Origin of the sequence: Paenarthrobacter sp. 22069, assembly GCF_052046035.1 — a bacterium.
Classification (GTDB): Bacteria; Actinomycetota; Actinomycetes; order Actinomycetales; family Micrococcaceae; genus Arthrobacter.
Map to the genome: position 1 here is coordinate 81,927 of NZ_JBQEQF010000018.1, position 19,612 is coordinate 101,538.

General features: G+C 68.0%; 17 protein-coding genes. 7 read left to right on the plus strand and 10 right to left on the minus strand.

Annotation, left to right across the window (positions count from 1 at the left end):
• Positions 1-24 precede the first annotated feature (24 nt).
• Entirely contained in the window at positions 25-330 is a 306-nt protein-coding gene (locus ACTJK0_RS15515; RefSeq protein WP_440745783.1) for a hypothetical protein, read from the plus strand.
• Here ACTJK0_RS15515 and ACTJK0_RS15520 read toward each other — a convergent pair.
• Entirely contained in the window at positions 327-950 is a 624-nt protein-coding gene (locus tag ACTJK0_RS15520; protein ID WP_440745784.1) for a DedA family protein, read from the minus strand. The two genes, ACTJK0_RS15515 and ACTJK0_RS15520, sit on opposite strands and share 4 nt — an antisense overlap.
• 34 nt (positions 951-984) lie before the next feature.
• On the opposite strand from ACTJK0_RS15520, the gene ACTJK0_RS15525 reads away from it, so the two are divergent.
• Complete coding sequence (locus ACTJK0_RS15525) at positions 985-1,515, plus strand: O-acetyl-ADP-ribose deacetylase (RefSeq protein WP_440745785.1); 531 nt, start codon at positions 985-987, stop codon at positions 1,513-1,515.
• On the opposite strand, the gene ACTJK0_RS15530 is transcribed toward ACTJK0_RS15525, so the two are convergent.
• Positions 1,487-2,464, minus strand: a complete 978-nt coding sequence (locus ACTJK0_RS15530; protein WP_440745801.1) for an RluA family pseudouridine synthase — start codon at positions 2,462-2,464, stop codon at positions 1,487-1,489. The two genes, ACTJK0_RS15525 and ACTJK0_RS15530, sit on opposite strands and share 29 nt — an antisense overlap.
• 183 nt (positions 2,465-2,647) lie before the next feature.
• Between ACTJK0_RS15530 and ACTJK0_RS15535 the strand changes: the two genes are divergently transcribed.
• Both ACTJK0_RS15535 and ACTJK0_RS15540 read left to right on the plus strand, forming a co-directional pair.
• On the plus strand, positions 2,648-3,286 hold the full coding sequence (locus ACTJK0_RS15535) for an ArsR/SmtB family transcription factor (RefSeq protein WP_440745786.1): 639 nt from the start codon (positions 2,648-2,650) through the stop codon (positions 3,284-3,286).
• On the plus strand, positions 3,283-3,975 hold the full coding sequence (locus tag ACTJK0_RS15540; RefSeq protein ID WP_440745787.1) for an SRPBCC family protein: 693 nt from the start codon (positions 3,283-3,285) through the stop codon (positions 3,973-3,975). Before ACTJK0_RS15535 ends, ACTJK0_RS15540 begins: the two co-directional genes overlap by 4 nt.
• A 100-nt stretch (positions 3,976-4,075) precedes the next feature.
• On the opposite strand, the gene yczR is transcribed toward ACTJK0_RS15540, so the two are convergent.
• Positions 4,076-5,668 (minus strand): MocR-like transcription factor YczR, encoded by a 1,593-nt coding sequence (gene yczR, locus ACTJK0_RS15545; protein WP_440745788.1) that lies wholly within the window; start codon positions 5,666-5,668, stop codon positions 4,076-4,078.
• A gap of 61 nt (positions 5,669-5,729) precedes the next feature.
• Between yczR and yczE the strand changes: the two genes are divergently transcribed.
• Positions 5,730-6,350, plus strand: coding sequence for a membrane protein YczE (yczE, locus tag ACTJK0_RS15550; RefSeq protein ID WP_440745789.1), 621 nt, complete (start codon positions 5,730-5,732; stop codon positions 6,348-6,350).
• A gap of 22 nt (positions 6,351-6,372) precedes the next feature.
• Here the strand turns inward: yczE and ACTJK0_RS15555 are convergent, their stop codons facing one another.
• Genes ACTJK0_RS15555 through ACTJK0_RS15565 form a run of 3 tightly spaced genes read right to left on the minus strand, consistent with a single transcriptional unit; the run spans position 6,373 to position 13,899 of the window.
• Complete coding sequence (locus ACTJK0_RS15555; RefSeq protein ID WP_440745790.1) at positions 6,373-7,203, minus strand: Fpg/Nei family DNA glycosylase; 831 nt, start codon at positions 7,201-7,203, stop codon at positions 6,373-6,375.
• Entirely contained in the window at positions 7,196-12,295 is a 5,100-nt protein-coding gene (locus ACTJK0_RS15560) for an Lhr family ATP-dependent helicase (protein WP_440745791.1), read from the minus strand. Before ACTJK0_RS15560 ends, ACTJK0_RS15555 begins: the two co-directional genes overlap by 8 nt.
• 50 nt (positions 12,296-12,345) lie before the next feature.
• Entirely contained in the window at positions 12,346-13,899 is a 1,554-nt protein-coding gene (locus tag ACTJK0_RS15565) for an FAD-dependent oxidoreductase (protein WP_440745792.1), read from the minus strand.
• 193 nt (positions 13,900-14,092) lie between these two features.
• Between ACTJK0_RS15565 and ACTJK0_RS15570 the strand changes: the two genes are divergently transcribed.
• Positions 14,093-14,566, plus strand: a complete 474-nt coding sequence (locus ACTJK0_RS15570) for a DUF4383 domain-containing protein (protein ID WP_440745793.1) — start codon at positions 14,093-14,095, stop codon at positions 14,564-14,566.
• A 160-nt stretch (positions 14,567-14,726) separates the two neighbouring features.
• On the opposite strand, the gene ACTJK0_RS15575 is transcribed toward ACTJK0_RS15570, so the two are convergent.
• Both ACTJK0_RS15575 and ACTJK0_RS15580 read right to left on the minus strand, forming a co-directional pair.
• Entirely contained in the window at positions 14,727-15,386 is a 660-nt protein-coding gene (locus ACTJK0_RS15575) for a DUF4232 domain-containing protein (protein WP_440745794.1), read from the minus strand.
• Positions 15,387-15,576: 190 nt separating this feature from the next.
• Positions 15,577-15,786 carry a hypothetical protein gene (locus ACTJK0_RS15580; protein WP_440745802.1) on the minus strand — a complete coding sequence of 70 codons (210 nt, stop codon included), beginning with the start codon at positions 15,784-15,786 and terminating at the stop codon, positions 15,577-15,579.
• 213 nt (positions 15,787-15,999) lie between these two features.
• Here ACTJK0_RS15580 and ACTJK0_RS15585 point away from each other — a divergent pair, with 213 nt between their 5' ends.
• On the plus strand, positions 16,000-16,347 hold the full coding sequence (locus ACTJK0_RS15585; RefSeq protein ID WP_440745795.1) for a hypothetical protein: 348 nt from the start codon (positions 16,000-16,002) through the stop codon (positions 16,345-16,347).
• Between the two features lie 55 nt (positions 16,348-16,402).
• Here the strand turns inward: ACTJK0_RS15585 and ACTJK0_RS15590 are convergent, their stop codons facing one another.
• On the minus strand, positions 16,403-18,142 hold the full coding sequence (locus ACTJK0_RS15590; protein WP_440745796.1) for a thiamine pyrophosphate-dependent enzyme: 1,740 nt from the start codon (positions 18,140-18,142) through the stop codon (positions 16,403-16,405).
• A gap of 39 nt (positions 18,143-18,181) precedes the next feature.
• Positions 18,182-19,612, minus strand: a 1,431-nt coding sequence (locus ACTJK0_RS15595) for an amino acid permease (RefSeq protein WP_440745797.1), incomplete at its 5' end; no start/stop codon positions are given.

Genomic DNA, 19,612 nt, shown 5'->3' on the forward strand with positions numbered 1-19,612 from the left:
GCGCGTCTGGGTAGGGTTGAACGCATGCCTTCCTTCCAGACCCGCCTCAAGATCACCGGGCTCCGGCCGGGCAATCCGCCGGAGGCCGTGATGGACGCGGCCGTGGAGGCCCTGGGTACCCGGCACCACGTGGAGGCGCACCAGCTGCAGATCGCCGGCGGTGTGCCGCAACTCAACCTGCGCTTCCTCGTGGAGGCGAGCGAGTACAGCGGCGAGAACCGGCAGGCGGTGGAGTCGGCAGCCATGATGCGCGACGCCGTCGAACGGGTTGCGCTGACGGTTTCCCTCAGCGTGCTGCGGCGCAGCCGCGGCAAGTGGCTGCCTGTCTAGCCTGCGTCCGGGATGGGGTCGTCCTCCACGGGTGAGCGGTTGCCGCGGCGCCGGGTGACCAGGACCCCCACCACCGCGCCGATCACCAGGCCCACGGCAACGCCAATGAGTGAACTGGCCCAGAACGGCAGCCTCGTGGCGGACCCTGTGAAGTAGCCAAGGCCCACCAGCCAGGACGCCCATAGGACCGCGCCCAGCCCGGCGCACAGGCTGAAGCCCCGGACGGAAACGTTCGCAATTCCGGACGCGGCCGACGTCGCAAGCCGGCCACCCGGGATGAACCGGGCGCCGATGATGGTCCCGTACGTGGATGAACGCCCTGCCTTGGCCAGCGCCGAATGGATCCCGGCGTGGACCCGGCGGCCCCACTTCCAGCGGTCCAGCACGTGGCTGAGCCGCCGCCGGAAAAGCTGGAACACCACCATGTCGCCCAGCCAGGAGGCCAGGGCGGCGAGCGCCAGCACCAGGAACACGTTCGCGCGGCCGTCCGCGGACAGCGCGCCGCCGGTGATCACCACCATTTCGGACGGGATGGGCGGAAAAATGGCGTCGCCGATGACCAGCGGGATAACCCAGATGTAAAGGGCCGCTCCCCAGCTGTCAACGCTGCCGAAGTCCATTGCCACAAGGTACCGCACTTGGGAAACTGGCGGCATGCGGGTCTCGGTTCTGCAGGGTGACATTACGTTGCGGCGGGTGGACGCGGTGGTCAACGCCGCGAACGCGTCCCTGCTGGGCGGCGGGGGAGTGGACGGCGCCCTGCACCGCGCAGCCGGGCCGGAACTGCTGGCGGCCTGCCGGGAACTGCGGGCCAGGGAGTTGCCGCACGGACTGCAGACCGGTGCCGCTGTGGCCACACCTGCGTTCCGGCTGCCGGCCCGCTGGGTGATCCACACCGTGGGCCCCAACCGCCATGCGGGACAGACCAACCGGGCGCTGCTGGTGTCCTGCTTCAGTGAAAGCCTCCGGTTGGCCGAGACCCTGGAAGCCGGCGCGCTCGCGTTCCCCGCCGTGGGTGCCGGAGCCTACGGCTGGAGTCCGGCGGCCGTGGCGCAGGCGGCACTGGATGCCCTTGAAGGCTTCCGCGCATCGCATCCGGCCAGCGGCCTGGAGCTGGTGGAATTCGTGCTGCATACAGCGGAGGTGGAGGCGGTGTTCAGGGACGTGCTCGGACCGCTTCGCTGAGTTCCAGGGTGCTGCGGTACTCCACGGGGTTGCCCGAGATCGGGTCCACGAACCGGATCCCGCGGGCAAGGAGCTGGAGGGGTTTGCCGTAGTCGTCCGGGGCTTTGTCCAGCAGGTCCGGGTAGAACGCGTCATTGACGATCCCGAGTCCCAGCGAGGCCATGTGGACGCGGAGCTGGTGCGTCTTGCCGGTATGCGGTTCCAACCGGTACCTGGCCAGGCGCTGCCCGTTGCCGTTCACGGCGGTGCCTGAGGCACCCGCCGCCGTTCCGCCGTCGAACGTTTCCAGCCGCTCGATCCTGGTTTCAGCGTTCGGGTCGCCGTCCACCACCTCTGCCAGCAGGTAGCTGCGGGACTTGGTCATCCGGTTGCGGACCACCACGGGAAATTCGATGGCGGGATGCCCGGGCGCGGGCTCGGCGGCGGACACGCACTCGTATTCCTTCTGCACCTGCCGCTTCTCGAAGAGCACCTGGTACTTGCCCCTGGTTTGCGGATTGGTGGAGAAAAGCAGCACGCCGGCCGTCATGCGGTCCAGCCGGTGCATGGGAATCAGGTCCGGCAGGTCCAGCTGGTTCCGGAGGCGGACCAGGGCGGATTCCTGGATGTACGTGCCGCCCGGCGTGGTGGGCAGGAAGTGCGGCTTGTCCACCACCAGCAGGTGCTCGTCCTGGTGCAGGATGGTGATCTCCACAGGCAAGCGCGTCTCCGGCGGGAGGGTGCGGTAGTACCAGATGAAGGTGTGTTGCTGCAGGGGCGTGGAGCGGTCCAGTGGAGCCCCGCCCTCGCCGACGATCTCGCCGGCGTCGAACCGGTCCTCGATGCCCTGCGGATCGATGTGCCCCCAGCGGTGCATCATGTAGTCCATTGCGGTGTCCCACGGGCCCTCGTCCGGGAGGCGCAGACGGGTGGCGTTGACGCCGTCGCGCACGGGGAGGGGGGATTGCATCACCGGTCCATTCTACCGGCGGCGGTGTGGCCGCACCTGGCTACCGGGGTTGCAGCCGCCGAATCGTGGGAACGCGTCCAGCTCGCCGAAATGTTCCGGCGATCCCGGCGCTTTCCGGCGGGTCCGCGCCCGACGACAAAAAAGTTCTTGACAATAAAAGTTGTCGGTAGGCACACTGGAGGCATGCAGGACATTGCAGTCATCGAGGACCCGGCAGCCGCCGAAGCATCCCTGGACCCCATCCGCGCCAGGATCCTGCGGGAACTGGCCCAGCCGGCCTCCGCCACCCAGCTGGCCGTCCGCGTCGGGCTGCCCCGGCAGAAGGTGAACTACCATCTCAAGGCACTGGAGCGTCATGGCCTGGTGGAACTGGTGGAGGAACGCCGCAAGGGCAATGTGACCGAGCGCGTGGTGCAGGCTACCGCCGCCTCCTACCTCATTTCGCCTTTGGCGCTAAACACGGTGGCGCCGGATCCGGGCCGGTACGCGGACCGCTTTTCGGCGTTTTGGCTGCTGGCACTGGCCGGGCGCATGGTCCAGGAGGTCGGGAAACTGATCGCCGGCGCAGCCGTCGCCCGCCAAAAGCTGGCCACTTTCGCCATCGACGGCGAGATCACCTTCCGCACCGCCGCCGACCGTGCCGCCTTTGCCGAGGAGCTCGGCGTGGCCGTCACGCACCTGGTGGACAAGTATCACGACGCCGGCACGTCACCACAGGGGCGCAGGCACCGGCTGGTGGTGGCGCTGCACCCGGCCCTCAAAGAAACCGGCGCCTCCAAACAAACCAACACATCCAATGCAGGCAAGGAGCAGGACCAATGACCGACAAACGAAACTTCGAAATCGTCTCCGACACGGAGCTTCCCGCGACCCCCGAACGGGTGTGGGAGGCCGTGACCAACGGGACGCCCGGCTGGATGTTCCCCACGGACCAGTGGCCAGCGGTCCGGACAGTGGACGAGTATCCCCACCACCTGGTCTCCCGGATGGACGGTCCGGACGGTTGGTTCAACCAGCTCGAGCACGTGCTGGAGCCGCTGGACGGGGGCCGCGCCCGGCTGCATTACGTCCACAGCGGCATCTTCGCGGACAACTGGGACCAGCAGTACGACGGCGCCAGCCGCCACACCGGGTTCTACCTGCACACCCTGGGCCAGTACCTGAAGTACTTCGATGGTCGGCCTGTGGTGTTCACCGACATCCAGGGCCCCGGAGCGTCCCAGGCCCCGGACGGCTTCACCCGGCTCCGCGAAGCGTTGGGCGCCGGTTCCGCCGGGCAGGGCGCTGCGCTGGATGTGGAGCTCGACGGCGTGGGGCGGCTCAGCGGCGAGGTGGACTTCTCGAACGAGAACTTCCTGGGTGTGCGTACGGCGGAGGCCCTTTACCGGTTCTTCGGCCGCAACGCGTTTGGCGCACCTGTCGGCATGACCGTGCACGACTTCAGCGGCGCCGGTGACACCGAGGCCACTGCTAAGGCCTGGGGCGGCTTCCTGGAGCGCGTGTACGGATAGCCCTTCCTTCCCGCTTAGCGCCCCAGTGGCCGGAACGGTGCCGGGCCGCCGTACCTATCCGGCGGTTACGCACACCTCCGGCGATTCCAGTGGCGCCAGCTCAGGCGATGGCCATGGCTGGGGCCTTCTTCAGGGTCCTGCGCAGCTGGGGGGCCGCATCAAGCCGGTCCTGGGCTGCCCGCAGGCCCAGGACGGCGGCTTCCAGCTTCTCCGGCGGCAGGGTGAACGGCACCCTCAGATGGCGTTCGAACGCTCCGCCGATGCCGAACCGCGGGCCCGCAGCCAGCCGGATGCCGTACTCGGGGGCCAGCGCGGCCAGGGCAGTGCTTGAGGGTGCGGGCAGCCGGCACCAGACGGACAACCCGCCGGCAGGCGGCTGCACCTCCCATTCCGGCAGGTGCATAGCCAGCAGTCCGAGCAGTGCGGCCCGGTTCCGGCGGAGCATGTCCAGCCGGGCCGGCAGTGGTTCATCGAGGGCGCGGACCAGGTGTGCCGCCGCAAGCTGCTCCATGATGGGTCCGCCAAGGTCCACGGTGGTGCGGGTAGCGGCCAGCCGCTGGATCATGGGCCGCGACGCCCGGATCCAGCCCGTCCGCAGGCCGCCCCAGTGGGATTTGCTGAGTGAGCCGATGGTGATGACCGACGGGCTGAAACCGGCCATGTGGGTGGTGCCGATGCCGTCCAGGTTCAGCTCCCGGAGGGTCTCGTCAACCACGGGCACTGTTCCGGAGGCGGCAGCCGCCCTGAGCAGCCGCCGGCGTTGCGGATCCGGCATGACCATTCCGGTGGGATTGTGGAAGTCCGGTACCAGGTAGGCCATCCGGGGCCGTTGCTGGGCCAGGGCCGTCTCCAGGGCGGGCATGTCCCACCCGTGGTCGGTGAACGCCACCGGTACCGGGCGGCATCCGGCGGCGTGAATGGCATCCAGCGCATTGGGATAGCTCGGATGCTCCACCAGGACGCGGTCCTGCCGGTCGGTCAGGGTCCTGATGACCAGGGTCAGGGCGTGCTGTGCGCCCGAGGTGACCAGAATGTTTGCCGGATCGGTGGGGACACCGGCGGCGGTGTACCGGTCGGCGATTGCCTGGCGCAGCGGGAGCAGGCCGACGGCGTCGTAGCCGAACCCCGGAAGGAGGGCCGGGAGCTCGGTTACGGCAGCGGCAAACGCCCGGTGGACAAGTTCCCCGCTGGCGGGCAATGACGCATAGGCCAGGTCGATCAGGCCTTCCGGGGACACCAGTCCCGGTGCGGAAAGGGTGCTGATGGGCGCGGGAGTCCTGGTGGCGGGTTCCGGACCAGCCTGCCGGCGCTCGCGGACGGGTGCGCCGGGCAGTGGTCCGCCCGGCGTGCTGCCGGCTTCGCCTACCCCCGGGCCCGTCGAACCGTCTCCGGCGAAGCGGGTCCGGCCGGGCCGGGCCAGTTGCGGAATGCAGGTCCTGGCCCTGCTGCCTGGGCGGCTGTAAAGGAAGCCCTGGTCGCGCAGGCTCGAATACGCCGCGGTGACGGTAGTCCGGCTGATGCCGAGGGCTGCGCACAGGGACCTCTCGCTGGGGAGGGCGCTGTCCAGGGCTACCCGGCCGTCAAGGATCAGGAGCCGGACCACGTCCGCCAACTCGCGGTAGGCGGGCCCGGTGCCGTTGTTCCATGTGCCCAGCAGGCGGGACAGGGCGGTGGCGCTCACGGTGGTGGACATGTAGCCAGTATCTCAAACTGGCTATGTTTTCGAATGCCAGTTTCGTGGAAAGGTTGTCTCCATGATGACCCGCAGACTCCTCCAGCTCTTTCTTGGCCTTGCCATGTACGGCATCTCCCTGGCCATGTTCATCCGCGCCGGGCTTGGCCTGGACCCGTGGGATGTGTTCCACCAGGGCCTTGCCAACCGGGCCGGCCTCAGCATCGGCGTGGTGGTCATCATCGTGAGCTTCCTGGTCCTGCTGCTGTGGATCCCCCTCCGGCAGTGGCCTGGTTTTGGGACCCTCTGCAACGCCGTGCTGGTGGGCGTGTTTGCTGACATTGGGCTGGCGCTGATCCCGGCCGTGTCCCAGATCGCCGGCCAGTTCGGACTCCTGGTCGGGGCCATCGTGCTCAATGGCATCGCCTCCGCCTGCTACATCGGCGCGCGTTTCGGTCCCGGGGCCCGGGACGGGCTGATGACCGGGCTGGCCCGGCGCACGGGTTGGTCCGTTCGGTTGTCGCGCACGCTGATCGAGGTGACCGTGCTGGCCGTCGGCTGGCTGCTGGGAGGATCGGTGGGTGTGGGCACGGTGATCTACGCCTTGGCCATCGGCCCCCTGGTCCACGTGCTGCTGCCACGCTTTACGGTTCCGGCTGCGGTGCCGAAGACCGCAAACAACGCGGCTCCCGCCACCTGTTGACGTCCAGCCGCCCCGGTGCGTTTCAGGCCGGGGCCGGCTGGCATGTGGGGCAGAAGTAGATGTCCCGCTCCTCTTCACCGTTCGGTTTGCCCAGGAGTCCGCGCTGGATGGGTGTGCCGCATTTGAGGCAGGGCTGGCGTTCCCGCCCGTAGACCCAGTAGCCGGGCCGGCCCGCCATCCTGCCCACGGGCATGCCCCGGGCGTTGAGGATGGTGACGCGGCGGCCGGGGCCCAGGTTGACCTCCAGGAGCTGCTTGGCATCGGTCATCATGGTGCGGACGTCCGGCACGGCGGAAACCGGTGTGGCGGGGTGCACCCCGGAGAGAAAGCATGCTTCGCAGCGGTAGATGTTGCCGATGCCGGCCAGGTTCCGCTGGTCCAGCAGCGCCACCCCTACCGGGACCTCGGGGCGCGAGCGGATGCGGCGTTCGGCTTCGTCCAGGTCCCAGTCCGGGCCCAGGAGATCCGGACCGAGGAAACCCACGATGGAGTCCTCGTTGGCAGTGGCCACCACTTCCAGGATGCCGAGGGAGAACCCGACCGCATCGGCGGCGGCGGTCCGGAGCACGCAGCGGGCGGTAAAACCCGGCTTGCGCCACCGCCCACCCGGTGGATAGACCTGCCAGGCTCCCTCCATCTTCAGGTGCGAGTGGATGGTCAACCTCTTGTCGTCCGGGCTGACCACCCGCATCAGCAGGTGCTTGCCCCTCGGAATGACCTCGGCAACGGTCCAGCCCGCCAGGTTCAGGGTGGCGAACCGCGGCACGCGGAAGTCGGAGGCCAGCAACGTCTGTCCGGCCAGGGCCTCGTGCAGCTGGTGGGCGGCCCGCCAGACGGAATCGCCCTCAGGCACGGATCCTCAATCCCTTTGGGGTGGAATAGGCGCCGGCGGCGCTGAGCGCGGCGGCAACCGGGGTGTCCAGGATGCCGTGTCCGTTCACTTTTTCCATAATCAGTTTGTCCACGGCTCCCCGGGCCACCACGCCCACCAATGCCGCACCCGCCGCCGCCAGGACGGCGTGGTCGTCGCTGAACGCCAGGAGTGTCTTTCCGCCGCGCTCCACGTACAGGACCAGTGCGCCGTCCACCAGGACCACCAGTGCACCCGCCTTCCGGCCGGGACGGTGGCCCGTGCCGGCGTCGTCCTGCCCAGCGGGCCAGGGGAGCGCCGCGCCGTACGGGTTGGCGGGATCGGTGGCGGCCAGTGCCAGGGCCACAGGTTCGGCCTTGGCCAGCTGCGTGTCCTCGGAGTAGGAACGTAGCCGGTCCACGGTGGCGGGAACGGCGAACTGGGCGGCGCCAAGGTGCTCGATGAAGTAGCCGCGGCGGCAGCGGCCTGCTTCCTCAAGCCGGGCCAGTACCTTGTACATCAGCCCGAAGCCGCCCAGAATCTGTTCCGCCATAACGGAGCCCCTGGTCACCACGCCGTAGCGGTCCAGCAGCAGTTCGGCGGTGGCGCGGGCGTGGATTGTGGCATCGAGCTCAGGTTCGGGCAGGGCAGACCAGCGGCCCGCGGCAGTGGGCGGGGTAGTGGCCCCCTGTGCCCCGTACCGGCCCCCGCCCAGGCCGGGGGACCCCATCAATCCCGTGCCATGGGAACGGCCCAACCGGCTGAGCCTCGGCGCCCTGGCCCGGGGGGCGCGGGCCACCTGGCGGTGGGCTGTGTGGCCACCGGCAATCAGTGCCCGGACGGGGGCGAACGTGTCCCCGGTGATCCTGCCGGCCCAGGCAAGGTCCCACAGTGCCGTGGCCACTTCCTGGTCGCTGAGGACAGCGTCCATGCCGCCGGCCACCTCGGTCAGTTGCCGGAAGAAATACCCGCCGCCGTTGTTCCGCAGGTGGTCCAGCAGCCGCCGGCTGGCGTCCCCCGGTTCGAACTCGGGCGCCGGATTCAGCGTCAGTTCCGCGGAGTCCGCCAGGTGCAGGCTGATCCAGCCGTCGTTTCCGGGCAGCGCCCCGGCCCCGGACCACAGGATCTCGCCGGCTGCCATGAGCTCGTCGAGCATGGCGGGCTGGTAGTTGGAGACCCGGGTGGCCAGCACAAGCGGTTCCCACGCCGAGGCCGGAACGGGCACACCCGAGAGCTGGTCGATGGCGGTGATGATGCCGTCGAGTCCGCGCAGGGTTGGCTGGCCGCGGCCTCCGCCCGGGGTTCTGACGTGCTGCCACGCCGGCAGGAAGCGTCCGTAGGCGGCTGCGTCCACGGGTTCGACTTCTGCGCGGAGGGCGGCCAGCGAACGGCGCCGAAGCTTGCGCAGCACTTCGGCGTCGCACCATTCGCTGGCGATGGTGTGCGGAACGTCGGCCACGGAGGCGCCGGTGGCCGGATCTGCCCCCGCATCCGCCTGGCTATTCCCGTCCACTGGGGCGTCACCCGGTGCAGCCTTGGGCGCCGCTTCCTGCGGCTGTGCCTCCGGCGGTGTGACGTGGGGCCGGAACTCGCCTTCCACCACCCGCCCGTCCGCCGCGAGGCGTTTCAAGGCGGTGCCCACAACGGCGACGCCGAGGCCCAGCCGCCCGGCCGCCTCGGCTGCGGTGAAGGGGCCGTGGGTGCGGGCGTACCGGGAGACGAGGTCGCCCAGCGGGTCGGCGACCGGTTCGATGAACGCCAGCGGAACACCCATGGGCAGCGGCACACCGATGGCGTCGCGGAGACGGGCTGCGTCCTCCACGGCCGCGAAGCGTTCAACGCCGCCGATGTTGACTTTGATGGCGCGGTTGGCGCGTTGGAGGGCGGCCAGGTGGGCTGCGGCTTCCGCCACGGTGGCGGAAGCGCCAGGTGTGGTCTCCACGGGCATGGACTCCACGGGCTCACCCACCGGTTCGGCGGACCCATTGACCAAGGTTTCCGTGGGCTCAACCAACCGGGGTTCTGCAGGTTCCAACCGCAAAGCGGCCTCTTCCGGATCCAAGGGCCCCAGCAGCCGCAGCAGGTCCGCCACGCCTTCCACTCCGCGTGCACGCCGGTCCGGGGCCAGCCTCTGCAGTTCGCGTTCGGTGGCGTCGATGACCTTGGCGTCCAGGAGTTCGCGCAGTTCCACCCGGCCCAGCAGCTCGTTGAGGAGGGTGGAGTCCAGCGCCAGGGCGGCGGCCCGCCGTTCCGCGAGCGGGGAATCGCCCTCGTAGAGGAACTGGGCCACGTAGCCAAAGAGAAGGGACTTGGCGAACGGCGAGGGCTGCTGCGTGGTGGTCTGCACGATCCGCAGTTCGCGCCGCTCCACGGACGCGGCGATGTCCTTCAGTGCCGGCAGATCGTAGACATCCTGCAGGCATTCCCGCACAGTTTCCAGCACGACGGGGAATGTGGGGTACTTCCTGGCCACGTCCAGCAGCTGGGCCGACCGCTGGCGCTGCTGCCAGAGCGGCTGGCGCTTGCCCGGCGTTTGACGGGGCAGCAGCAGCGCACGGGCGGCGCACTCCCGGAAGCGCGAGGCGAACAGGGCGCTGCCACCCACCTCGGCGGTGACGATCTGCTCCAGTTCCTCGGGGTCGAAGAGGAACAGCTCAGCGCCGGGTGGTTCGTCCTCCATCATGGGCACCCGAAGCACGATGCCGTCGTCGGCGGCCATGGCTGAGCCGTCCAGCCCGTAGCGCTGGTGGAGCCGCTGCCCCACAGCCAAGGCCCAGGGTGCGTGCACCGGCATGCCGAACGGGCTGTGCAGGATGACGCGCCAGTCGCCAAGTTCGTCGTGGAACCGCTCCACCACCAGTGTGGTGTCGCTCGGGACCACCTCGGTGGCCTGCTTCTGCTCGCCCAGGTACTGGATGAGGTTGTTGGAGGCGTAGTCGTCCAGGCCGCTGGCTTTGCAGCGCTCGATGGCAGGGCCGGCGTCGGACGCGGACAGTTCGCGGACAAACGCGCCCAGCGCCCGGCCCAGGTCCACCGGCCGGCCCAGTGAATCACCCTTCCAGAACGGCAGCTTGCCGGGTTGGCCGAACGCCGGGGAGACCAGGACGCGGTCGTGCGTGATGTCCTCGATTTTCCAGCTGGTGGCACCCAGGGCAAAGACATCACCAACCCGGGACTCGTAGACCATTTCCTCGTCCAGCTCGCCCACCCGGCGGCCGCCCTTGGGTGCGCGCGCCGATTTGCCGTCCTCGGCGGGGGAAGCGGACCCCTCCTGTTCTGTGCCGATGATGTAGACGCCGAACAGGCCGCGGTCCGGGATGGTGCCGCCGGACGTCACGGCCAGCCGCTGGGCTCCGGGCCGGCCCTCGATGGTGCCGGCGTTGCGGTCCCAGATGATCCTTGGCCGGAGCTCTGCGAATTCGTCGGATGGGTAGCGGCCCGCCAGCAGGTCCAGGGTGGCTTCGAACGCCGACCGGGGGAGGGACGCGAAGGGCGCCGAGCGCCGTACGGTGCTGAACCATTCCTCGACGTCGATGCTGCCCAAGGCGGTGGCGGCCACGGTCTGCTGGGCCAGAATGTCCAGCGGGTTCGCAGGGATGCTGAGCCGCTCGATCTTGCCGTCCAGCATCCGCTCCACCGTGATGGCCGTGTGGACCAGGTCTGCCCGGTGCTTGGGGAAGAGGACGCCCTGGGAGATTTCGCCCACCTGGTGCCCGGCGCGGCCTACCCGCTGCAGGCCACTGGCCACCGAGGGCGGCGACTCCACCTGGACCACCAGGTCCACGGCGCCCATGTCGATGCCCAGTTCCAGGGATGACGTTGCCACCACGCACCGCAGCCGCCCGGACTTGAGGTCGTCCTCGATGAGCGCGCGCTGGTCTTTTGACACGGAACCGTGGTGGGCGCGGGCCAGCACCGGGTCCGCCCCCGCCGAGCTTCCGGCCTGGGCCATCATGTGTGCCGGGGTGGCGGTTGAGGCGGGAATGCCCGACGCCGGTCCCCCCGCCGCGCCGGGTGCGGCCGCCTGCCCTTCCGTACCGGACTCGTCCCAGCCACCGCCCACGGCGATCAATTGCCGCTCTGCGTAGATTTCGTTCAACCTGGCCGTGAGGCGTTCGGCGAGGCGTCGGGAGTTGGCGAAGACGATGGTGGACTGGTTGGCCAGCACCAGGTCCACGATCTTTTCCTCCACATGCGGCCAGATGGACGCCTGCGGCTGAAGCCCGGACGCGGGACCGGAATCGAACGCCCCGGCCGCGCCCTGCAGGTCCGACATGTCCTCCACCGGCACGGAAACCGTCAGGTCCCAGTTCTTCCTGGCCGGCGGAGCAACGATCTCCACCGGGGCCGAGCCGGCAAGGAACTGGGCCACGAGATCCCGGGGTTCCACCGTGGCGGAAAGCCCGATGCGCTGCGCAGGTTTGGGCAGCAGCGCGTCCAGCCGTTCCAGTGATACAGCAAGGTGTGCTCCACGCTTGGTGCCGGCCACGGCGTGGACCTCGTCAATGATGATGGTGTCCACCTCGGCCAGGGTCTCCCGGGCCTTTGACGTGAGCATGAGGAACAGCGATTCGGGCGTGGTGATGAGGATGTCCGGCGGGTTGCTCAGCAGCCCGCGGCGCTCAGCCGCGGGAGTATCCCCGGACCGGACCCCGACAGTTATCAGCGGGGCGGGAAGCCCAAGCCGCTTGGCGGTCTGCGTGATGCCGATCAGCGGGGACCGCAGGTTCCGCTCCACGTCCACGCCCAAAGCCTTCAGCGGCGAAATGTAGAGAACGCGGGTTTTGCGCTTGGGTGCCCGCGTGCGCTTGCCTTTCGCGGGCGGCTCCTCAGCGGCAGCCACAGGGGCGTGTGACGACGCGACCAGCAGCCGGTCCAGCGCCCACAGGAAGGCCGCGAGGGTCTTGCCGGAACCTGTGGGAGCCACCACCAGCGCATGGGAACCGGAGGAGATGGCGTTCCAGGCACCCGCCTGTGCAGGCGTCGGCTCCGCAAATGCGCCCAGGAACCAGTCCCGGGTGGGCCGGCTGAACTGGCCCATGGGCGCAGCCGTAACCGAGGCGCTCCCGCCGGCAGGACGCTGTTCCTGGTTCATGCCTCCATCATGCCCCACGGCACCGACACCCAGTTCGGGCCGCCCCCTGTCTAGGCAGTGTTGACCTCCGGCAAGTCCTTGGTTGCGGGGCCCTCCAGCAACGTGCCCTCATTGCTGAACCGGGAGCCATGCAGCGGACAGTCCCACGTCATTTCGTTGTCGTTCCAATGCAAAATCCCGCCCAGGTGGGTGCAGACCGCAGACAACCGGCAGGTGCTTCCGCCGACCGTGGACACCGCCACCGGCCGGTTCCCCTCGCGGTAGACCCTGCCCTGGCCTTCGGGCGGAACAGCGGCCGCCGGAGCGGGTTGCACAGGAGCGGTGGAACTGTCCGTCCCCCGCTTGAATCCGTCAATCTTCCGGCCCTCGGCGCTCACTTTCCCCCAGTCAGAGGCCAGCCTCGCTGCCACCCCGGCGTTGAGTGCCACGGCGGACAAGGCGCCGGACGGCGACGTGATCCGGTGGTGGATGGTGTCTGCCCACGGGACCTGGCCGCCCAGGATGTCCGCCGAGATGCCCAGGGCGGCCGCGACGGCGTTGGTCATGCCCCACTTGTTGTAGCCGGTGCCGAAGTAGATCTGGCCCTTGCCCCGCGGGAGCTTGCCGAAAAACGGCATGAGGTTGGTGGGCATGTAGTCCTGCGCCGACCAGGTGTGCGTGGCGGCAGCACCGGGGAAATGCTGTCTGGCCCAGTCCAGCAGGCCGGCGAGGTGGGCCTTTTCAGAGTCCGTCCGGCCCACGTGGTGGCCGTGCCCGCCAACCAGCAGCAGGCTCCGTCCATCCAGCTGGTAGTCGCGGAGGGAGTGGGTGGGCTGCTCAACGGAGATGTACATGCCCGGTGGCGGGGCCTGGTCCTCCTGCAGTTCAAGCGCGGCCGCATAGGATCGGCTTGGTGTCAGCTTGGCGAAATACAGGCCACGGTCAAGGACCGGGATGCCGGTGGCCAGGACCACCTTGTCCGCCCTCACGCTGCCCCGGTTGGTCCGCACGGCCGAGGGGGCGTCTCCGGTCACATCGCGGAGCCGGACGCCTCCGACGACACGTCCACCCCGGCTGCGGATGTCCGCCACCAGTGCATCAAGGACGTCCATGGGGTTGATTTGGGCCTGGTCCCGCATGCGCACGGCGCCGTGGACGGGAAACGGCAGCCCCGCGTCGCGCACATAGTCCACCTCAAGACCCGCCGTGCCGGCGGCGCTGACCTCTTCCCGCAACTTCTCCGTACCCTGGGCTGAGGCAGCGTACGTGTAGGCGTCCCGGCGCTGGAACGGCACGTCCTGCTCCTCGAGGTAGCGCAGCAGCCATGCCTGGCCCTCCCGGTTCCCATCCACGTAGGCCTGCACCTGTTTCTGCGAATACTGCCGGGCGAGCTGGGACAGGAAGGTCCCCTGCAGCAGGGTGACTTTCGCGGTGGTATTGCCCGTGGTGACCGCGCCCGGATGGCGGGCTTCAAGCACCAGCACGCTTTGCCCGGACCTGGCCAGCAGCAGGGCGGTGACCAGGCCGGTCAGGCCGGCGCCGGCCACTACTGTGTCGTATTTGGAATCCGGTTCAAACGGATCTGACGTGAAGGGATCCCTGTGGTCCAGCCAAATCGACGCCATGCCAGTCCAACCTGCCTCCGGTCCAGGGCCCTGTGAAGGGCCGTTTTGTGATGGGTCCGTTATGGACCCCTTCTATCCGCGGCGGATTTGATAAGTATACTTATGATGTCGGGGTTTAAGTCTACGGTCAGGCACTATCGGTCACGCATCGCCCGGCAGCCAAAAACGCACCACGACACATGCAGGAGAAATCATGACGACCATGAATTCCGGCGGGCGCACTGTAGGCCGGACCAATATCCAAAAAGCCACCCTCGCCGTGGGCGTGGTCTTCCTCCTTGTAGGCATCCTGGGATTCATTCCAGGCATTACCTCCAACTACGAATCCCTCGGATTTGCCGGGCACGGATCCGGAGCCCTGCTGCTGGGCGTTTTCCAGGTGTCAATCCTGCACAACATCGTCCACCTGCTGTTCGGCATCGCCGGCATCGCCATGGCGCGCAGCGCGGCAGCGTCGAAGAACTATCTGGTGGCGGGCGGTGCCATCTACTTGGTGCTGTGGCTGTACGGCCTGCTCATCGGCCAGGACAGCGCAGGCAACTTCGTCCCGGTCAATACTGCCGACAACTGGCTGCACTTCATCCTTGGCGTCGCCATGATCGGCCTCGGCCTTGTCCTGTCCCGCGGCACCGCTGCCGCCGGACGCACCAGCACGGCAACGAGGTAACCATGCACCACACGCTGACGGCCCATAAGGAAAGGCCGACGGCGGCACAACAGTACTGAAGGCGGNCCGCCTTCAGTACTTTCCGGGGCGTGGGGAGCCCGGGGACGGATTGTTCTGGAAGTCGATTGTTCTGGATTGTTCCGGACTGGAATGCCCGTCATTAGGCGGGCTGGAAAGCCCCGATGCTGAGCAGGGTGATGTTGGCGTTGCTGCAGGCCCTGGTGGGCTGCGGCAGGAACAGCGAGTCCGTGTCCTCCGGCGGATAGATCCGGTAGCCGGCAGCATCCACTGGCGAGCAGTCCATGTAATTGCCGGCCTGGGTGTAGCGCAACACGGCGGTGCCGGTCTGGCCAGGAGCGAGCAGGACGTCGACGACGGCGGCTGACTCGTCCCGGGTGGCGGGCGCACCAATCGGGGCACCCGCAGCGTCAGCCACCAGCGAGACTCCCGGGAAACCCCGCAGGATGCATGGCTCCGAGCCCTTGTTGGTGAGGTTCAGCTTCATGTAGACGCTGCCTGCCGCGCCACCACCGGAAGCGTCGGTTGCCGCCGTGAGCCCTGCCGCCTTGCACAGGCCAGGAGCACCGGCGGTGGTCGCGGGCGCGGGGGAATCCGCCGTGGCAGGCGTTGACGTGGCAGGGGCCGGGGAGGCCGGCGGCGTTGATGCCGACGAGGAGGGGGACTGGCTGGACTGCCCGGTGGCGGGAGAAGTGGTGGTTTGGGACTGCGGCTGGCTTGGACCGCACGCGGTGAACAGCAGCGCTGCCGCTGCGGCCGCCGTCGTCATGGCAAACCCCTGGGACATTTTCTGAGACCTCATGGCACCACCTTCGCTGTACCGGTTGCCCGCGTCAACGATGCCACCTGCCACAGGGGCAATTTGATGCCCGGATCGTGATGATCCGGACGTCGCGAAGGTTGCGGCAGTCCGGTCCGCACGTCCAGTAGTGGACCGCCCGGTCAGTCCGTCTCCGGGCCGCTGCAGTAGTGGCAATCGTCCGGGCAATCCATCATGCCGGCACCCCCGCCAGGTCGTAGCCGTCGGCGATATGGAACAGGCGGCGGCCTCCTGCCGGGGCGGTCACCCAGACAACGTCGCCGTCGTCCGTCCTGGTATCCACGACGCCGCTGTACACGGTGCGGCCATTCCTCTTCAGGTCCACGGAGTCGCCGGGTTCGACGGCGTCCCAGCGGACGGGGCTTTTTACGCGGCTCGTCATTGAAGTCACGGTTCGTTCCTTTGCACGGGGCTGGCCGGGCGGCCGTTGCCGCCCTGTGATGCCATCAAACAGTCGGGCAGGGGCGCGGCTCAATAGAGGAATGGCCACCGTCGTGCGGACACCTTTGTGCAGGCCTCCAGCCAGGGCCCGTGACGGCGTGAAGGGGCAGGGTTAGACTGCCTGCGTACATGTTGGCGATCGAAGGAGAAGTTCATGGACTACACCGGAAGCCAGTCGGAAAAGACCGTTCCCGCCGGGGAACTGGGCCGCAGCCACATCGGCCAGACCATCAGCTTCCAGCCGAACGAGTTCACCGTCGTGTTCGGAAAGCTTGCCGGGATCGCGCGGACTGAGGCCATGGTCTATTTGTCCCTGACCGGAGTGGGGAACGGTACCCACCTGAAGGATGAATACGACCTGCCGGTGACGCATGAGGTCTTCGTTCCGGTGGATGTTATTTCCAACGCTGAGTCCACCATCAAGGACCTGTTCGGGAAGGTCCAGGAGAACCTGCGCGGGTCCGGCCACAAGGGCGGCGAGGACCGCACGGACCGGCTGTAGCGGAGAGGCCCAACAGGGAAGGCCGGCACCTGCATGCCAGCCTTCCCCTGTGGGTCTAGTACGCCTTGACGCGCTGCTCCACGAGCAGGTGGATCAGCGCGAACATCCCGTCCCGGTCGATGGCTGCCAGTGCTGCGTCCAGGGCGGCCGGCACTTCCCAGTCCGCGGTGACGGTGATGCCAAAGCCGCCGAAAGCCCTGGCCATCAGCGCAAAATCCGGGTTCTTCAGCTGGGTACCGGACACCCGCTGGGGGTAGTGCCGCTCCTGGTGCGTCCGGATGGTGCCGTACTCCTGGTTGTCCATGACCACCACCAGGGGCGTGGCGCCATACTGGGCGGCAGTGGCCAGTTCCTGCCCGTTCATGAGGAACTCGCCGTCGCCGGCAATGGTGACCACCCGCCGTCGTGGTTCTGCCAGCGATGCTGCGATGGCGGACGGCACTGAGTACCCCATGGAGCCGTTGCGGGCGCTGATCATGGACGCGTAGCGGCGGGTGGGGAAATACCGGTGGGCCCAGTTGGTGTGCTCACCTGCCCCGAACGTCACCATGGCATCCTCGGGAAGCCGGGGCACCAGGTTGGCCATCAGGGTGTCCATCCTGGCCTTGCCGGGACCGGGCGAGGCCGGCGGCAGCGCCGCGAAAGCTTCCTGCTCGGCCCGCATTTTCGCCGTCCAGGCTTTCCACTCTTCCTTGACCGGCAGGCTGATGTCCTCGAGGTCGCGGACGAACGCGTCCGGTTTGGCCAGGATCTGCCGCGACACGGGGCCGGAGCGGCCCCGCAGTGACGGGTCCACCGTCACCAGGAAGTTCTTCTTGCTCCAGTCCTGCCGGCAGACGAACCCGTCGGTGATCACATCCCCCGGGACTGTCCCCACGAACACCAGGAGGTCGGTCTCCTCCAGCAGGTCGTATGTGGGGCGCGGCCGGCCGTAACCGATGGGCCCCACGTAGGAGGGTGAATCGAAGGGAACTGTTCCCTGCGTCCGCCATTCGGCAGCGGCTGGAATGTTGTGCCGCTCCAGCCACGTGGTGAGCCGCCGGGCAGCCTCCGGCGTCCAGTCATTGCCGCCGGTGACAAAGAGCGGTTTGCTGGACCCGGCCAGGGCAGCCTGCAGGGCCGCTGAATCCGTGCCGTTCATGCCGCCGGCGGCCACGGGGATCGGCGGATGCAGCGCGGGGCTGATCTGCTGCCGGATGATGTCCTCCGGCAGGCCGACGACGACCGGACCCGGCCGTCCGCTCATGGCCGCGAACATGGCCTCGGCTACGATTTCGGAGGCCCGCTCCGGGTGGTCAAGGACCATGACCCGTTTGGCGCCGGTGTCGAACCAGGATTTGATGTCGAATTCCTGGAAGGCCTCCCGGTCCCGGTGGGCGAACGGGATGAGCCCCACGAAGAGCAGCATGGGGGTGGAATCCTGCCAGGCCGTGTGGAGGCCAACATGCGCGTTTGCGGCACCGGGGCCCCTGGTGACCATCGCTACGCCCGGGCGCTGCTGCATCTTGCCGTCCGCCTCCGCCATGTAGGCGGCCCCGCCCTCGTGCCGGCACACGATGGTTTCGATGTCGGAGTTGTGCAGGCCGTCCAGCACGTCGAGGAAGCTCTCGCCGGGAACCACGTAGGTGCGTTCCACACCGTGGGCCACCAGCGAATCGACGATGACGTGCCCGGCGGATTTAAGGGGCGGCTGCCCATGGTCCGGCGACTCCGGTTGGAGTGCCGGCCGGCCACCGGCGACGGCGGCGGGCTGGGTCTGGGTTTCGGTCAGGGTGGGCTGCGGCTCTGGTGTCATGATCTTTCTTCAGCTCGGGGTTGGTGTGCAAGGACGGTGTCAGGCGATGGGGGTCCGGTTGGCGATGACGGGCGATGTGCCGGTGTAGCCGTCGCGGGTTTCGGCGATTTGGCGGATGCGGGTGCGGCAGGCGTACCAGCCGGCGACCATGAGGATGCAGGCGATGGCGGTGACGAGCATGGTCAGGGGTGAGTCGATGAAGACCATGATGAGGACCCCTACCAGGAAGAGCAGGGAGAGGTAGCCGGTGTAGGGGGCGCCGAACATGCGGAAGGAGGGGCGTTGGACCCAGCCTTTGTCGGCCCAGCGCTTGAGCTGGATCTGGCAGAGCACGATGGTGGCCCAGGTCATGATGATGCCCACGGAGGCGATGTTCAGCACGATTTCGAAGGCGTCGGCCGGGACCAGGTAGTTCAGCGGAACCCCGAGGAGGGACACGACGGCGGTGATGGCGATGCCGCCGTAGGGGACGCCTGCCTTGTTCATGCGGGAGGCGAACTTGGGGGCCGAGCCGTTGACGGACATGGAGCGCAGGATCCGGCCGGTGGAGTAGAGCCCGGCGTTCAGCGAGGACAGGGCCGCGGTGAGGACGACGAGGTTCATGATGACGTCCACGCCCTGGACGCCGATGGAGCCGAAGAACGTCACGAAGGGGCTGACGCCTTTTTGGTAGGAGGTGAAGGGCAGCAGCAGGGCCAGCAGGATCACGGAGCCGACGTAGAACACGGCGATGCGGAAGACCACGGAGTTGATGGCCTTGGGCATGATTTTTTCGGGGTTTTCGGTTTCGCCGGCGGCGGTTCCGACGAGTTCGATGGAGGCGTAGGCGAACAGGACGCCCTGCATGAGGATGATCATGGGCAGCAGGCCGTTGGGGAAGATCCCGCCGTTATCGGACAGGAGGCTGATGCCCACCGGCTGGCCGGAGACGGGGGTGCCGAAGATGACGAAGTAGGTGCCGATGATCAGGAACGCGACCAGGGCTGCGACCTTGATCAGGGCGAACCAGAATTCCATTTCGCCGAAGACTTTCACGGAGACCAGGTTCAGTGCCAGGACCACGATGAGGGCGGTCAGTGCCCAGGCCCACTGCGGGACGTCGGCCATCCAGGGGATGTAGTTGCCGAAGAAGTGCATGTAGAGGGCGGCGGCGGTGATGTCCACGATGGTGGTGGTGGCCCAGTTGATCCAGTAGAACCAGCCGGAGACGAACGCGGCTTTTTCGCCGAAGAATTCACGGGCGTAGGAAACGAACGAGCCCGAGGAAGGCCGGTGCAGGACCAGTTCGCCCAGGGCGCGCAGGATCAGGAACGCGAAGAACCCGCACACCGCGTACGCGATGACCAGGGACGGGCCCGCGGCGTTGAGCCGGCCGCCGGCACCCAGGAACAGGCCGGTACCGATCGCACCGCCGATCGCGATCATCTGGATCTGCCGCGGCTTGAGGTTCTTGTGGTAACCCTTGTCCTC